At 66.9% G+C, this 15,663-nt stretch carries 12 protein-coding genes; 4 read left to right on the top strand and 8 right to left on the bottom strand.

Going from position 1 to position 15,663, the window contains the following annotated elements; genetic code table 11:
• Positions 1–123 precede the first annotated feature (123 nt).
• The 3 genes from VFQ05_14820 to VFQ05_14810 are packed head-to-tail and all read right to left on the bottom strand — an operon-like array spanning position 124 to position 4,645.
• Positions 124–1,101, bottom strand: a complete 978-nt coding sequence (locus tag VFQ05_14820; GenBank protein ID HET9328036.1) for a DNRLRE domain-containing protein — start codon at positions 1,099–1,101, stop codon at positions 124–126.
• A complete protein-coding gene (locus VFQ05_14815; GenBank protein ID HET9328035.1) occupies positions 1,101–3,863 on the bottom strand; it encodes a multicopper oxidase domain-containing protein in 2,763 nt (920 codons plus the stop codon). Before VFQ05_14815 ends, VFQ05_14820 begins: the two co-directional genes overlap by 1 nt.
• Before the next feature lie 8 nt (positions 3,864–3,871).
• Entirely contained in the window at positions 3,872–4,645 is a 774-nt protein-coding gene (locus VFQ05_14810; GenBank protein ID HET9328034.1) for a DNRLRE domain-containing protein, read from the bottom strand.
• A 186-nt stretch (positions 4,646–4,831) separates the two neighbouring features.
• Between VFQ05_14810 and VFQ05_14805 the strand changes: the two genes are divergently transcribed.
• The 3 genes from VFQ05_14805 (at position 4,832) to VFQ05_14795 (ending at position 7,900) form a co-directional block, all read left to right on the top strand.
• Positions 4,832–5,602, top strand: a complete 771-nt coding sequence (locus VFQ05_14805; GenBank protein ID HET9328033.1) for a response regulator transcription factor — start codon at positions 4,832–4,834, stop codon at positions 5,600–5,602.
• Between the two features lie 320 nt (positions 5,603–5,922).
• Positions 5,923–6,402 (top strand): hypothetical protein, encoded by a 480-nt coding sequence (locus VFQ05_14800; GenBank protein ID HET9328032.1) that lies wholly within the window; start codon positions 5,923–5,925, stop codon positions 6,400–6,402.
• Positions 6,403–6,571: 169 nt separating this feature from the next.
• Positions 6,572–7,900 (top strand): aminotransferase class V-fold PLP-dependent enzyme, encoded by a 1,329-nt coding sequence (locus tag VFQ05_14795; GenBank protein HET9328031.1) that lies wholly within the window; start codon positions 6,572–6,574, stop codon positions 7,898–7,900.
• A gap of 22 nt (positions 7,901–7,922) precedes the next feature.
• Here the strand turns inward: VFQ05_14795 and VFQ05_14790 are convergent, their stop codons facing one another.
• The 5 genes from VFQ05_14790 to VFQ05_14770 form a co-directional block, all read right to left on the bottom strand.
• Positions 7,923–10,565 (bottom strand): M1 family metallopeptidase, encoded by a 2,643-nt coding sequence (locus tag VFQ05_14790; protein HET9328030.1) that lies wholly within the window; start codon positions 10,563–10,565, stop codon positions 7,923–7,925.
• Positions 10,566–10,608: 43 nt separating this feature from the next.
• On the bottom strand, positions 10,609–11,100 hold the full coding sequence (tadA, locus tag VFQ05_14785; GenBank protein HET9328029.1) for a tRNA adenosine(34) deaminase TadA: 492 nt from the start codon (positions 11,098–11,100) through the stop codon (positions 10,609–10,611).
• 4 nt (positions 11,101–11,104) lie between these two features.
• On the bottom strand, positions 11,105–11,833 hold the full coding sequence (locus VFQ05_14780) for a hypothetical protein (GenBank protein HET9328028.1): 729 nt from the start codon (positions 11,831–11,833) through the stop codon (positions 11,105–11,107).
• A gap of 175 nt (positions 11,834–12,008) precedes the next feature.
• Positions 12,009–13,964, bottom strand: a complete 1,956-nt coding sequence (locus VFQ05_14775) for a tetratricopeptide repeat protein (GenBank protein HET9328027.1) — start codon at positions 13,962–13,964, stop codon at positions 12,009–12,011.
• Between the two features lie 109 nt (positions 13,965–14,073).
• Positions 14,074–15,348, bottom strand: a complete 1,275-nt coding sequence (locus VFQ05_14770) for a nucleoside recognition domain-containing protein (protein ID HET9328026.1) — start codon at positions 15,346–15,348, stop codon at positions 14,074–14,076.
• 112 nt (positions 15,349–15,460) lie between these two features.
• On the opposite strand from VFQ05_14770, the gene VFQ05_14765 reads away from it, so the two are divergent.
• On the top strand, positions 15,461–15,663 hold a 203-nt coding region (locus VFQ05_14765), incomplete at its 3' end, for a hypothetical protein (protein ID HET9328025.1).

Raw genomic sequence — 15,663 nt, 5'->3', positions numbered from 1 at the left:
TGCAGTTTCGCCCGGTGAAGCCGCCCGTTCTATGAGTCGCTCGGAGGGGAGGGCATAGTCCTTTGGTATACCGGCACCCAGGCGTCCGAAACGGCGTAATCGCGCTTCGGACGCCGACCTGGCTCACTTCAGCCGCACCACGGGAGTGGTGGCGACGGTGTGACCGTCCACGGTGAGCTGGAAGTAATAGATGCCCGCCGCCAGGGAGGCCGTAGAGGCCATGTTCCAGACCGCGGAATGGCGGCCGGCGGCCAGGAATCCCTCCACCAGCCGCGCCACCTCCCGGCCCGCCACGTCGCGGACCTCGAGCCGGGTGGCCGCGGCGCGCGGCAGCGAGAACGCGACCACCGACCGGTGGCTCGCGGGGTTGGGCGCGGCGCGGCCGAGGGAGAATTCCACGACCGATGGTGCGGAGACGCCGACGCTGCGGTGATATCGAACCACGAGCACGGGCCGGGTCTCGGGAACCACGTTCTCGCGCGAATCGAAACGGCGCGCCGTATTGAGCGTCACTTCGTCGCCCAGCACCAGCCAGCCGTGGTTGGTCGATGGATCGTCGAGCCAGGCTCGAATGTCGCCGGCCATGCGCGGATCGGTCCAGGTGTAGAAGCCGATGTCAGCCACCGAGCACGTCGCGCTCTCGGTCTGGAGGAACGTTCCGCCCGCGATCGACCACGCTTGATCGGGCCAATCCGTGTGGATCCAGGTCGCGTCATGGGTCGTCGCGGCAGTTCCCGAGCCGCTGGTGGTGGACGAGACCCCCTCCCCCCATGCCTCGAGCACACGGTGGAGCGCAAAGGTGCGCGCGATGGCGTTGGGCGCGTTGGAGACGTGCACCGCCAGCGTCGCCTGCTCGATCACGGCATCGTTCGGCAGCGCGGAAGCCACGTCGAACCGCATCAGACCACGGCGCGCCAGGCCCTGGCCGTTGTTGCCGGCATACAGCACGGGCCCGGCGCCGTTGCTGAGCGAGCCGTTCGCATCCTCGAAGAGCGTGTTGTCCCGCGAGCTCGGGATGGCGACCTCGGCCGCCGGCGCCGTGGTTGCGAGCCACGACGCCAGCAGCACGGAAACCGCCAGCAACCGCAACGCAATCGCCATCACTTCACCACCAGCCGGCGAGCCGTCGAAGGCTTGCCGTCCACGACCAGACGATAGAAGTAGACGCCTGCCGCGGCCTCCCTGCCCGCCACCAGGCCGTCCCACAGCACTTCGTGGCCTCCGGCGGTGAGCTTCTGGTCGATGAGCGTGGCGATCCGACGCCCCGCGACGTCCTCGATCACGAGCTTCACCCGGGCCGCGGCCGGGATCTCGAACGCGAAGCGCGTCACGCCGGTGGTTGGATTGGGGAAGTTCTGGCGCAGCTCCACTCCCGGCGCCGTCGCCACCGGTCCCACCCCGGTCGGCTGCACCACCTGGAACTGACGCATCATCTCGTGCTCTTCGTGCTCGAGGATGTGGCAGTGATAGGGGTACTTGCCGAGGTAGTCCTCGAAGCGAGCGATCACCCGCACGATCTCGAGCGGCCGGACGGGAGTCGTGTCCTTCCACCCCGCGTCGGCCGAATCGGGCGCCACGCGGGGGCCGGTGGTCTGGATCGCCCCGTCCACGATCACGAACGGCTGGCGGTCCAGCACGTGGAAGGCCACGAGGTGCATGTGCATCGGGTGAATGTATCCCGACCGGTTCACCCAGCTCCAGATCTCCGCGGTGCCGAGTCCTGGGAACTCCGTGATGTCGGCGAAGCGCAGGCCATTGATGGACCAGCGCTGGCCCGTGCACTCGTCCGGCACCTTGAAGAGCTCGAGGGTCCTCGTGCGCGCGGCTTCGGACTCGGGGATGGGCGTGAAGGGGCGCAGCGTCGCGGGCAGCGGAGCGGTGTGGGTCCCGCCCCCGTTCACGACCACGAACTTCATGACCTCGGGGATGACGCCCACGCCCGGCGTGCCCGGATAGGGAGCGGGCGCGCTGTTCTGCAGCAGAATCTGGGTGCCGTTCGTGTACGGCTGGAAGTCGATCACGACATCCAGCCGCTCACCGGGAGTGATCGTGATGCTGGTCCGGTGCAGCGGCTTGGGCAACAGGCCGAGCTCGTTGCCGATCACCCAGAAGGGAGCGCCGTTCGACAGATTGAGCGTGTAGACCCGCGACGTCGAGCCGTTGAGCATCCGGAAGCGGTACTTGCCTTTCTTGACGTTCAAGTACGGCCAGACCTTGCCGTTGACCAGGATCTTGTCGCCGAAGAAGTGCTCGTCCCAGACCGCCGGATAGCGGAACGATCCGTCGCTGTTGAAGGTCCGGTCCTGGATGGCGAGTCCCATCTCGTACTGACCCGACGGCAATCCGAGCGCCGTCTCGGTGGCGTCGGTCAAGAGGTAGTAGCCGGCCATGCCCATGATCACGTTGAGGCGCGTGATGCCCATCGCGTGGTCGTGGTACCAGAGCGTCCCCGCCGGCTGATTGTTCGGGTAGACGTAGGTGGTCTGTTGTCCGGGAAGCAGCGTGTTCTCGGGATAGCCGTCGGACTCGGGCGGCACGTGACCGCCGTGCAGATGCGTGACGATTCGCGCGGTGGGCCCCTCCATGTCGGGTCCCTTCATGCACAGGTCGACGGGCAGGTAGTGCGTGGTGCGCAGATTCCCCTGGGCGTCCCGCAGATCATTGACCCACGTCACCGTGACCGGGTTTCCGGTCGAGGCCAGGATCGTCGGCCCCGGATACGTGGCCCCGGTCGCCGTCGAGCCGTAGCCCCACACGCGCGTCGGAGGAAGCTGGCTGTGGAGCTGCTGGCTCACCTCGCGCACGCTCATCGTGTAGGACGCCACGCCTCCGGCCGTTCCCGAGGTCGGCGTCGCCAGCGCGGGGATCGGCAGCGGATCCAGGTACGGCGTGAGCACCACTGGACACGGATTGGGCGAGCAGGCGGTGTTGTCGCCCTGGTAGGTCCCGCCGGCCGTCGCACACCCCGCCGCGGTGTGGACCGCGCAGGTGCCGTTGGTCATGCAGCAGGCCCCGGTCGGGGTCACGCACGGATTGGGGCTGCAGACGGTCCCGTCGCCGTGATAGGTGCCTGCGGCCGCGGCGCACTGGGCCGGCGTCAGCTCCTCACAGCTGCTGCCGGTGCAGCACGCTCCGGTCACGGTTCCGGTGGTGTAGGTCACCCGCAGGACGGGCGGCGTCGTGCCGCTCCTGCCGTGAAAGCGGCGGGCCGTCGCTTTGACGGTTTCGTTGCCGATCAGGATCCAGCCGAAGTTGCTGGAGGGCGTCGTCACCCACTGCTGAACGTCGGCCACCAGCTGACTCGATGTCCACGAGTACGCAGCCGAGTTGCCGACCGGAGTCGTGGCGCTGGCGACGGCGACGAAGTCCCCACCGGGTGTCGTCCACGTCGGCGAAGGATAGAGGCGGTGCGCCCAGGTGGCGTCATTGAGGGTCGCGGGCGCGCCTTTGCCCGGGTCGCTGTTCGAATTCGACGTGCCTTCCCCCCATTCCGCGGTCACCCGGTGGAGCGCGATCGCCTGGGTTCCGGCCTTGCCGCGGTCGTTGGTCATGGTGAGCGTGACCGCGGTGATGACCGCCGTCGAAGGAATGCCCGAGAGGTCGAAACGGATGAGCGCGCGACGGGGTTGCCCGCTCGCGCCTTGATTGTTGTTGCCGGCGATCAGCCACGACCCCGCCCCGTTGCTGTTGCCGACGTTCTCCTGAACCATCATGTTGTCCATGACAGGATTGAGGTCGACCACCGCGGCGTTCGACACCGGAACGAAGAGACCGAGCAGGAGCGCCAGCAGGATCGGCCCGGCGAGCCCCGGTCGCGTGCACCGGGGGCGGGCAGTGACGGGAGTCCACAGGCGGGTTTCCATCTTGCACCTCATCGGTAATCCGCCTTGACGCTTCCCCACGATTGGGTGCGCGTCACGGCGGCGGGTGTGTAGTGAATCGTCATCGTGGGATGGGAGAAGGACTCGCCCGCCTCGCGCGACGCGAATCGCCGCGCGGTGCGGGCGCCCGTCTCTTCTCCACACAGGATCCATCCATGATTGGCGCCAGGGTCGGCCAGCCAGCGCGAGACGTCGGCCATGAGACCCACGCCACGCCAGGTGTAGGAGCCCAGGCCTTCCACGGTTCGCATCGAGCTGGCGATGGGATCGAAATCGCCGCCGGGTGACGACCAGCGCTGGCCGGGATAGAGGGCATCCCGCCACGTGGCGTCACCCATGTCGGCCGCCGCTCCCGTGCCGCCGGTGGCGATGGAGCCACTCTCTCCCCAGGCGGCGCCGAGCCGGTGGAGGGCGAAACGGCGCGGCATGAGGTCAGGGGCGTTGGTGACCTGGAGAGTGATGGCGACGCTGTCGATCCGAGCCCCGGCGGGAAGGCGACCGGACACGTCGAAGAAGATCAGAGCCCTTCGCGCAAAGCCGGAGCCGGTTTGGCCCGCGAAGAGGGCGTCTCCTGCGCCGTTGGCCAGGTCGCCTTCCTCGAAGATCGAGTTGTCCCTTGCCGCGGGGATCTCGATCGATGCCGCGCGGGCCACCGCGGTGAGGCAAGCCGCGCCGCACAGCGCCATCAGGATGCGCCGCGATGTCGCGCCGTAACGGAACGGCTTTCTGAAGGGCTCCCTGGGCGTTCGGCTCCGAGACTTCATCGGTCCCACCCCCGGCTCCGCGCTCTCGTCGAGCCGCGGCTCACCCGCAACCTGCGCTTTTCGGGCAGCGCTAACTATGGGACGCATGGAGACTTGCGACTGGACCTTTGGTACCATGTCGCGAGCATGCGTGGAGTCGCAGATCGTCGACCGGAGTGAGCGAACCGGATGCCCCACCAAAGGCCCATGCCAAAGCGCCGTCCCCGCGCCGTTCGTCGCGAGGCGAACCACCGGAAGCGCGCGCGCCTGATCGTGGCGGACAGCCAGGCGATCGACCGCGGCGGACTGGTGGGCTTGCTCGACGGCGAGCCGGATTTCGAAGTCGTGGGTGAGGCGGCCACGGTGGACGAGACGATCCAGGAGTGCCGGGCGTTGCGGCCGGACGTCCTGATCCTCTCGCTCAACCTCCTCGGCCAGGACAAGACGCCGGCCATACCGGCGCTGCGCGCCGAGCTGCCGCAGCTCAGGATCGTGGCACTGTCCGAGCGCGGGGCGGACAACTGCCTGGTGCTCAACCCTCCCTCACGGCGCCTGGGCGTTCCGGCCCCGAAGGTGGCGTGCATCATCGGCATCGATTGCCTTCAGCTCGCGGTCACGCAGGGCGCCATGGCCACCCTGCGCCGCAGCGCCGATCCGGAAGACCTGTTCCGCGCGGTGCGTGCCGTGATGGAAGGGCATGCCTGGTACGACCCGACCACGACCAACGGGCTCATCAACGCCGACCAGCGGGATCGCGGCGCCGACAACCTCTCGACGCGCGAGCTGGAAGTGGCCGCGATGATCGCCGAAGGTCAATCGAACAAGGAGATCTCGACCTCGCTCAAGATCAGCGAGCCGACGGTGAAGAAGCACGTCGGCCGCATCCTCGAGAAGCTGGGGCTCGCCGACCGCCTGCAGGCTGGTCTCTTCCTCGCGCGAAACCCCGCCATCTTCAAGAAGCGCCCGGTCGGCTCCTGAAGCTCACGCCGTCGATCGACGGCGTGCCCGGCCAATGCAGCCGCCGCTCTTGACTCTTCCCTGGCAATTGAGCGGTTGTACCAACTACCTGCCATCAGGACCGGGTTTCAAGCGTGTTCGGATGCGAACGGCTCTGTAGCCCGAATGATCTCAGCATGTTGAGCCGTTCGACCCCACGTGGCACATCGACTGCAGTTCCACCCTGCAGCAAATGATCACGCGAGGCAGGAGGCCGATGTTCCCTCCGAGGGCGAAGCTGCTCCACCGCCTCGAACCATAGGCCCCGCGGCAAGCGCCAAGGCGCCCCGCAGGAGACCCTCATGCGAAGCCACAACATGCGTCGCTACGTTGCAGGTATCGGCACCGCCGCTCTGCTTGGCTTGATCTCGATCGTCGCGCCCCAGATGGCGCGCGCTGGAGTGGACGGCGACGTCCGCGCCGGTGTCACGGATGGCGATCGAGTCGCTGTTGGCGGCGGTCTGCTCACCCAGGTCGGGTCCAGTCGACACTGGTACTTCAATCCCAATGTCGATCTGACGGTCGGCGACAGCCGGGATCAGTTCGCCATGAATGGCGACTTCCATTACGACCTGAACACGTCGGGCCCGGCCTTCTGGGTGGGCGGAGGACCAGCGCTCATGGTGGTGGACCGGGACGGTCGAGACAACGATACCGACGTCGGACTCAATGTCCTGACCGGCATCGGTAAGAAGCACGGCGACGTTCGCCCGTTCGCGCAGTTGCGGGGAACGATCGCGGATGATAGCCAGGTGCAGATCGCGGGCGGAGTTCGATTCTAGGTAAATCGAAAAAGCCGCTTGGATTCATCTGGCTGCCCGTCGGGCCCTTCGACAGAGGGGCCCGACTCGGCATTTGGAGCTGCGCAAGGACGCCTGTCCATCGATCGGAAACGCCGGAGCGTCTCGCGTCCTCCGAGGTGCTAGTCTGCGGCGCCAAGGAGGGCCCTCGATGCTCACTCGCCGTGAGTTCATCAACACCGCCGCCGCCGCGACCGCCGCTGTTCTCACCCCCGGGCGTCTCCTCGCGGCCCTCGAGAAGCAGACCGCGCCGCTGCCGGACTTGTCCCAGTGGTCCACGGTGCGCGCCCAGTTCGCGCTGACCAAGGAATACCTCCACTTCGCCAGCTTCTACATCGTCTCGCATCCGAAGCCGGTGCGGGACGCCATCGAGGATTTTCGCCGGGTGCTGGACGCCGAACCTGTCCTCACGGTCGAGCACCGCATGTTCCAGCAGGCGGACAACATCCAGTACAAGATCCGCGACGACATGGCCGGTTATCTGGGCGCCAGGCGCGACGAGCTGGCGATCACGAGCAACACCACGACCGGCTTAGCACTCGTTTACCACGGGCTGCCTCTTTCGCCGAGCGACGAGATCCTGACGACGACCCACGATCACTACTCCCATCACGAGTCGATCCGGCTCGCGGCCGCAAAGGCCGGGGCCACGGTGCGCCGGGTGCCGCTCTTCGAGAAGTCCTCGATCGCGACGACGGACGAGATGACGGGCCGGTTGCGATCGGCGTTCAGGCCGAACACCCGCGTGGTTGGACTGACCTGGGTTCACTCGAGCACGGGGATGCGCCTCCCCATTCCGGCGCTCGCCGCCGTGGTGCGCGAAGCCAATCGCAATCGCTCCGAGAAAGACCAGATCCTGCTGGTGGTCGACGGCGTGCATGGACTCGGCGCGGTCGACGAGACGGTGGCCGAGCTGGGCGCCGACTTCTTCTGCGCCGGCACCCACAAGTGGATGTTCGCTCCGCGCGGCACCGGGATCGTATGGGGCAAGGCCGGCCAATGGGCGAAGCTGCGTCCGACCATTCCGACCTTCGCCGACATGGGCGCTTTCATGGCGTGGATGAACGGGGACACGACACCGCGGCCGACCACGGCCTACGACATGACGCCGGGCGGCTTCCACGCCTACGAGCACCAGTGGGCCATGAGCGCGGCGTTTCGTTTCCACGAGAAGATCGGTCGCGCTCGGGTCGCGAAGCGGATTCGTGATCTCAACGATCAGTGCAAGGCCGGACTGGCGGCGATGAAGAACGTGACCCTCCACACGCCGCGCGATCCGGCGCTGTCGGCCGGCATGGTCTGCTTCGAAGTGGCCGGAGTGTCACCCGAGGACACGGTCAAGCGCCTGCTCGAGCGGAAGATCATTGCCAGCACGACGCCCTACAAGCCGACTTACGCCCGACTCGCGCCGAGCCTGGTGAACACACCGGAAGAGGTGGATGTCGTGCTCAAGGCGGTTCGCCAGATCGCAGGCGCCTAGCCGGCTGGACCGCTCCGGCCGGTCACGGCGAGCCGGTGCTGGCCTGGCGTGCGGAGCCGGAGGCGAGGCCGCGCAGGTAAGAGCCCACCGCCGCGCCCTCGCGCTGGCGCAGGCCGAGGCAGTCGCCGACTTCCTCGACGACCTGGGACAGCTCCTTCTCCGTGCCTTGCACCTTGTGCGCCGGATCGGAGAAGAACTGCCTGGCGATGCTGATCCGCTGCTCGGAGCAACCGTTGGCGTAGTAGGGCAGTGATGCCTGGAACTCCTCCGGGATCTTGGCCGTCACCTGAGCATAGTGCTCGCGCAACCAGGCGAAAGCCCGGTCGTGAGCCTGATCGGATTGCGCGCGGATGGAACCGGTGATGTTGCGCATCTCGTTGACCCGGACCGGTCCTTCGAGCGCGTAGCGCAGCGCTTCGTCCTGCAGCGCCGGATCGTGGAACGCGCCCAGCGCGGAAAGGTACCGCTGGCGCGCCGTGGGCGTCTTGGCCTCTTCGAAAGCCTTGCGGTAACGATCGAATAGCGCGCGGTCGCCGTGCATGGCGCGCAGCTGGAGCGCGGTGCCGACCAGCGACGGATCCGGCTTGGCCGGATCGGACATGTACTCGGTGGCGATGCGGTCCGCCAGCGAGAGCGCGGCCGGGTCCTTTCCTTCGTCGCCCAGCCAGCCAAAGAGCCGTGGACGCATGAGCGAGACCACTTCCGGCTCGCCGGCCTTTTTCTCGAGACCGAAGCGCTTGGCCATGGGTTTCAGCGTGCTGCGCACGTAGACCGCGAATACATCGCGCAGACCATCGGGAATGAAGGCGTCCTTGGCGCTCGACAGACCGTCGAGCACCGCGGAGGCAACGAGCGGGTCCGGATCGTCGGAGAACGCGGCCAGCAGGCGCAGATAGGCGTCGCCGCGAAGCTCTCCCGCCTTGAGCAGCGCCAGCGCATTGCCGATGAAAGCGATTCTCTCGGCCGGATTCATCGCCGTCACCGCGGAGCGAGAGAGCGCGAGCATCATGCTCTGGGGCGCGGTCCACCGGTAATAACCGCGCCCATCGACGTTCGCCATCACCCACACCGGCTTGCCGTCACCTTCGAGCGCGAGCGTCGCCGTCTCGCTCTCGAGCACCAGGCGCTGCGTGCGCACTTCGGAGCCGTCGGACCACTTCAGCGCCACCGGAATCTTCCAGAGCAGCGGATCGGCTTTCACGCCGTGGTGAAGAAATCGCTTCTGCGTGAGCTTCAGCTGGCCAGGCTCCGCGGGCTCGACCGTGATCAACGGCACTCCCTGCTGATCGATGTAGCCGGCCATTGCCGCCGTCACATCCTTGCCCGAAACCTTGCCCAGCGCCGCCCACAGATCAGAGGCCTCTGCGTTCTTCCAGGCGTGCGCGCGCAGGTACTCGTGGACGCCCTGCCGGAACACCTCGGGGCCGATCCAGTGCTCGAACATCCCGAGCACGGCCTTGCCCTTGTAATAGGCCAGGCCGACTGCCCGCATCGCGTCGTTGCCGCTGGCGGCGCGGTTGCGGATGGGATCGGTGGTCGGGCGCGCGTCGGTCTCCATGATCTCCTGAACGGTGGAGATCTCACCGAGCTGGAGCTGGAATTGCGGCGCGACCTCCTCGGAGATCTTGTCCCCCATCCAGTCCGCGAAGGACTCGTTGAGCCACAGGTCGTCCCACCACGCCATCGTGACGTAGTCGCCGAACCACATGTGCGCCAGCTCGTGGGCGAGATACCGAGTGAGCCTTCGCCGCGCCTCCGTGCTGGCCGAGGCCGGGTCGAGGAGCAGCGCCGACTCCGTGAAGGTGATCGCCCCCGGGTTCTCCATCGCGCCGAACCAGTATTCCGGTACGCCGATCAAGTCGAGCTTCGCGTACGGGTACGGCATGTCGAAGTACTTCTCGAGCGCTTTGAGCACCGGCGGAGTGGCTTCGATCGCCAGTCCGGCCAGATGACTCTGCCCCTTCACGGTCACCACACGCGTCGGAATCCCGGTGCCTGGAACGTCCACGAACTCCAGCCGGCCGGCCGCGACGGCCAGCAGGTAGCTCGGCATCGGCGGCGTCTTCTGGAAGGTGATCGTCTTCCAGCCCTTGGCGCTCGTCTCCTTCTCGACCGGCGTGTTGGTGATCGCGTGCCGGCCTTCCGGAATCTCGATCGTGAGCTGATAAGGGAACTTGAAGCTCGGCTCATCCCAGCAGGGGAACGCCTTGCGCGCGTCGGTCGCCTCGAACTGTGTGAAAAGGTAGCCGTCGGTTCCGCGCATCACCTGATAGAGCCCCACCGCCTTCCGGTTGTAGGGATTCCTGAAGCGGATCTCGAGCGTCGCGGGGCCTGCGGTGAGCGGGCGAGATGCCGTGAGAGTGAGCGCGCCTTCATCTCCCTTGCTGCGTCTTACCGTGATCGGCTTGCCCTTCTGGATGAGGGCGATGTGCTCGAGGCTCTGGCCGTCGGCGTGCAGCGTGACCGTCGAGGTCGGCTTGCGAACTTGGAGGTCCATCTTCACCCGGCCGGAGTAGGAGGCGCTGTCGGGGTGGGTGCGCAGGTGCACCTGCTGGAACACCGGCAACACGTCGGTCGAGAGCCGAGTCGCGCCTTGCGCGCCGGCTGCGGCGAGCAGACCGGCGGCGAGCCATGCGGCTCGTGCGAGGTGGCGAGTCTTGCGCATACGGGCCTCCCGGTCGGGTGAGATGGATGGAGCGAGAATGACGCTACGCGTGTCCGGGCTCGGCCTGCTCGGCGGCCTCACGGCGCTTGCGCTGAAAGAACGCCTTCAGCAGAGCGCCGCACTCTTCCGCCAGCACGCCGCTTTCGATCTCGACACGATGGTTGAGGCGCGGCTCGTGGATGACATCGAGCACCGATCCGCATGCGCCTGCCTTGGGATCGATGGCGGCGTACACCAGACGGCCGACCCGCGACAGGATGATCGCCCCCGCGCACATCGCGCACGGCTCGAGCGTCACGTACATGGTGCACTCGTTGAGCCGCCAGGTGCCGAGCGTGCTCGAGGCCGCGCCGATCGCGACCATCTCGGCGTGCGCGGTGGCGTCCTGGAGGCGCTCCATTTGATTGCGGCCACGGCCCACGATGAGCCCTTCGTGGACGATCACACAGCCGATCGGGACCTCGTCGTCGTCCGCGGACGCCTGCGCTTCGCGCAGGGCGGCGCGCATGCCTTGCTGGTCGTCGCGAATCAGCACCGGATCACTTGGCGGGCGCCGACTCGGGGGCCGCCGCTTCCGCCGGCTTGAATGCCGGGAAGTGTGTCGCCCAGCGCGTGAACAGCCGTGTGGTCACGTCCTGGAAGCTCGGCGCGCCACTCTGCCCCTTGATGGGCTCGTTGGTGAGACCCGACCCCTTGACGCCGAGCGTCGCGGCGTTCGCGTCATGGTATGGACCTTCGGCCGTCTCGCTGCCCGAGGCGGTCCACAGCAGAAGGCCGCTGGAATCCACCACGGCCGATCGCACATGAACGGTGGTCGATGGCTTGCCCGACTGGTTCCACTCGACCTCCACCTGCTCGAAGAGATCGATGCGCGCCGAGAGCAGCGCCGTCACCCGAAGCGCGCGGCAAAGCCGCCTGGCGGCGAGCGAGTCGACGCGGCCGTGAGTCAGGATCCCACGGTCGATGACGCCGAGCGCGCTGTCGCCGATCGCCGAGCTGAGCATCGACTTGGTGGTGGCCGCTGAGATCCACCGGTAGCCGCTCCCGCGCAAGGCGGCGCTCAGCTGTCCCTCGACGATCTTCTCGTTCTGGAAGTTGTTGTCGTACGCGGCGACCGGCATGAACGCGATGCTCTGGATCTTGAGGCTGTCGTAGCGTGGATGGACCCAGATCACGTCGCCGCGCTTGTTCTTTTCCTTGGGAGCGGCCATGGCACCGGCCGACCCCAACAGGATCAGCGCCGCCAGCAGGCATCCGAATCTGGGCATGTCCTCGAGTCCTTTCCGGGAGCGTGCAGGCGCGGGTATCGCCTGGGGCGAAAAGTGGAGCACAGAACGCCCCCGGAACGCCAGACCCGGTGCTCCTCCTTCAGCTCGGACGCGGCTCCCATGGCGGGCCGGACCGCGCCGCCGGCATCCCTGGCTCTGGGCGACAAGCCAATTCTCATGGGATAAGTGCTGGTCCCTCCGCACTCGTAACGGTGGCCGAGGAAGCGCTCTCGTAGCGCCAGACACTGAGTCGGTTGGCAGGCGGGCGAGATCGATCGCGCTCCGCGGCCGGGATATACCCCTTCGAGAACTGAGCTGCGGCGACGGTCTCGGCGCCCGTGACCAGATCCTTCACCCGAACCCTCGCTTCGTAATACCCGGGACCGAGCGACGAGACGGGCACGGTGACGAACTGGCGCCGATGGGTGCCGGCGTTCTCCTCTTCGCGTGTGGCTTGGTAGACGGCCGCCATCGTTGCTTCCTTACCTAGCCGCTCGATCGGGTGCACCGTGCAGGTGTAGGAGAAACGACCCTGCCCGTCTTCTCCGAGACCCAAGCCCTCGAGCTCGTAGTAGAAGGCGACGGAGCGCGGATCGTCGATGTGCTTCTCGACGTTCGGGCTCAGGCGAACTTCCGCGGCACCTATGGAGGTGAGCGCATCGTCACAGACCAGCACCAGGTCGCTCATCACCAGCGGTCCGGGCGGTCCGTTCACCCGGATCCCGAGATGAGCCACTCCCCGACCACGCGAGCCCTTCCGGACGGCGACGTCGACTCGGTAGTCGCCCGGCGGGAGCACGGTCGCGAACTCGATCAGCTGCTCTCCGGCCGGATCGCAGGCTGAGACGGACAGTGGCCCGGAGTCGCGATGGACCACTCGGCCGTGCTCGTCGGCGACCGCCCATGAGCCCCACAGCGACTCGGCGGGTGTGCCGGGGGAAAAGAGATGAGTCACCACGCTCATGGCGTCTTTAGTCGGGAAACGATTCACGATCGCCTTGAGCGAGAGCGGCTCCGCTCCGGGGGGAAGTGCTCGAAAGACCCCGCGTCCACCGTCGAGGGCGATCAGATCGGCGCGTGAGTCCACGAGCGCCAGGTCGGGAACGGGGTCCATGCTTCGGTCGTTCGCGTAGGGGAAATCGTAGGAATAGCGCAACGACCGATCCCAGAGCACCGCGTTGATACCGAGCTGCGGGTAGTGCCAGACCTGCATGTGGAACGAGAAAGGAATCGGATCGGGCGCGTACATGATCTTCGCGTGCCGTGGATAGACGAACTCGAGCGCCGCCCAAACCGGATCGAGCTCGATGTGCGCCGGGGGTCCGTAACGAACGAACAGCTCCGCACGCTGGTCCCATCGCACCCGATCGCCTTCGCGAAAGAGGAAGCGCGCCAGCGCCCAGCGCGTCAGCCCATCCAGCTCGGCCTCGTTCTCGGAAGTGGTGAGATCCGGATCGGTGCCCTCCCACCGGAAGGATTCCAGCCAACCATCGGAAAACCGGGCGCGGACGAAGCGGAATGCGCTGTCCGCCTCGGTCACGAGCCCGAGCCGGTACAAGGCCGCGGCGGCGACCAAGGCCGGTTCGCGACCTTCAAGGTCGATGAGGCGTGCGCGCCCCGCAGCCAGCGCCGCGTCACGGGCCTGCCCGCGGAGGAGCGCGATCGACGCGGCCGCGGTCCAGCCCTCCGCGCGATCGGGAGCGACGCGAGTGGCGCGATCGTAGCAATGGCTCGCCTTGTCGAGCGACACGCGCTCGACCGTCCGCAGCCAATCCCCTTTCCACGCTTCTCCAAGCGTGAACCAGGTCTCGAAATCATCGCCGCCCATACGCACCAGCCGCGAGAGACAGGAGCGACCTCGTGCGGTGCGGCCACTCTCGAGGCATGCCTTTCCCAGAGCGAGCCAAACGTCCTTGCGTCGAGGCGCCAGTCGGGCGGCTTCCTCGAGATCCTCCAGGGCCGCGCGCTGGGAATCGGCCGACGCTAGAGTGAATCGCTCGACCCCACGTCGATAGAGCGCTTCAGCCCGCGCTTCACGACTCATGGCTTCGGCCGCCACGGCGCCGAACACCGTGAGAAGAAGAACAGCCAGGAAACCCGCGAGACGGCTTCGAAACGCGCTCGGGACCATGGGGGACCTGCGCGGCCAAGGTGCGAGAGGGGAGCTCGAACGCCCCTGGCGACGACTCGGCACGGTACGCGCCGGGTCTTGCCAATTCAATCTTGATCGGTAGCTGGGGTCAGCGAACCGCGCCGAAGAACAGGTAGGTGACCCCGATCGCCGCCAGCACGCCGAAGACCTCGGAGGCCAGCGCGCAGGGCAGCGCGTGCCGGGTCTTCTTCACCCCCACCGAGCCGAAGTACACCGCCAGCACGTAGAACGTCGTCTCGGTGCTCCCCTGGATCACGCAGGAGAGACGTCCGGCGAATGAGTCCGCGCCCAGGGTCTTCATCGTCTCCACCATCATGCCGCGCGCCCCGCCGCCGGACAGCGGCTTGATGAGCGCGGTGGGCATGGCGTCCACCCAGCGCGTATCCCAGCTCAGATTGGCGGCGCCGGTCTTGATGGCGCCCAGGAAGGCCTCGAGGACGCCGCTCGCACGCAGGCAACCGACGGCGACGAGGATGGCGACCAGGTAAGGGATGATGCCGACCGCGACGGTGAAGCCTTCCTTGGCGCCATCGATGAACGTCTCGTACATCGGCAGCTTGCGCCACGCACCCATGATCAGGAACGAGGCGATGAGCCCGATGAGGATGGCGTTGGCGAGGATGGCCGACTGCACCGCCACGGCATCGTGCGGGAGCTGCGCGAAGTACCAGACGAGGCCGCCCACCGCGAGCGTGAGCGCTCCGAGCCAGGCGAGCACCACACCGTTGAAGAGGTTCAGCTTCTGGATCGAAGCCACGAGCAAGAGGCCGGAGATGTCGGCAATGTACGTGGCGATGAGGATCGGGACGAACACGTCGGCAGGATTCGCGGCGCCGAGCTGCGCGCGAAAGGTCATGATCGATATCGGAACGAGCGTGACCGACGACGCGTTCATCACCATGAACAGGACCATGTCGTTGGTGGCGCGCTCGGGCTCGGGGTTGAGGCTCTGCAGCTCCTTCATCGCCTTGAGGCCGAGCGGTGTGGCGGCGTTGTCGAGCCCAAGCATGTTGGCGGACCGGTTCATCACGATCGCGCCGCTCGCGGGATGTCCTTGGGGGATGCCGGGGAACAGGCGGCGGAAGAGCGGGCCCACCGCGGCCGCGATCATCTCGGTGATGCCGGCCTTCTCGGCGATCTTCATGAGCCCGAGCCACAGGGTCATCACGCCGGTCAATCCGAGGGCAATCTCGAAGGCGGTCTTGGACGAGTCGAAGAGCGCCGCCACGACCGCCTGCATCACCTCGGGCTTCCCGCCCACCGCGGCCTGCCACACCGCGACCGCAAACGCGATGAGGAAGAACGCAGCCCAAATCCAGTTGAGCATGGCGCGCAGGATGGGAGCCGCTGCGCGAAGGGTCAAGTAGAAACCCGCTCTTCGAGTAGCCGGCTGCCTACGACCCGGGTAGACTCCCGCCACGAGCCATTACATGCCTGACCGCTCGGTTGCAGTGAGAACTTCCAGGAGGTGCCCCATGAAGCTGGTTCGTTTGGGCTGGGTTTCGTTGGTCCTGCTCGTCCTTGCCACTGCCCTCATCGCTCCGAACGTCGTCGCGGGCGATTATGGAAAGCACAAGGGGCAATCCCCCGAGGAGATGGCCAAGAAGGCGCTGAACAAGTGGCAGAAGACCCTGAAGATCACTCCCGAGCAGGCGCCGCAGTTCGAGGCGGCGATGAC

It is taken from the genome of Candidatus Eisenbacteria bacterium (assembly GCA_035712145.1).
In the GTDB taxonomy this organism is placed as follows: domain Bacteria; phylum Eisenbacteria; class RBG-16-71-46; order RBG-16-71-46; family RBG-16-71-46; genus DASTBI01.
This window is presented reverse-complemented; position numbering and strand designations above follow the sequence as displayed.

Excerpts from the sequence above, each read along its gene's own strand:
- VFQ05_14820 (HET9328036.1), bottom strand. The coding sequence starts at position 1,101 with ATGGCGATTGCGTTGCGGTTGCTGGCGGTTTCCGTGCTGCTGGCGTCG.
- VFQ05_14800 (HET9328032.1), top strand. The coding sequence starts at position 5,923 with ATGCGAAGCCACAACATGCGTCGCTACGTTGCAGGTATCGGCACCGCC.
- VFQ05_14790 (HET9328030.1), bottom strand. The coding sequence starts at position 10,565 with ATGCGCAAGACTCGCCACCTCGCACGAGCCGCATGGCTCGCCGCCGGT.
- VFQ05_14805 (HET9328033.1), top strand. The coding sequence starts at position 4,832 with ATGCCAAAGCGCCGTCCCCGCGCCGTTCGTCGCGAGGCGAACCACCGG.
- VFQ05_14815 (HET9328035.1), bottom strand. The coding sequence starts at position 3,863 with ATGGAAACCCGCCTGTGGACTCCCGTCACTGCCCGCCCCCGGTGCACG.
- VFQ05_14780 (HET9328028.1), bottom strand. The coding sequence starts at position 11,833 with ATGCCCAGATTCGGATGCCTGCTGGCGGCGCTGATCCTGTTGGGGTCG.
- VFQ05_14810 (HET9328034.1), bottom strand. The coding sequence starts at position 4,645 with ATGAAGTCTCGGAGCCGAACGCCCAGGGAGCCCTTCAGAAAGCCGTTC.
- VFQ05_14795 (HET9328031.1), top strand. The coding sequence starts at position 6,572 with ATGCTCACTCGCCGTGAGTTCATCAACACCGCCGCCGCCGCGACCGCC.
- VFQ05_14775 (HET9328027.1), bottom strand. The coding sequence starts at position 13,964 with ATGGTCCCGAGCGCGTTTCGAAGCCGTCTCGCGGGTTTCCTGGCTGTT.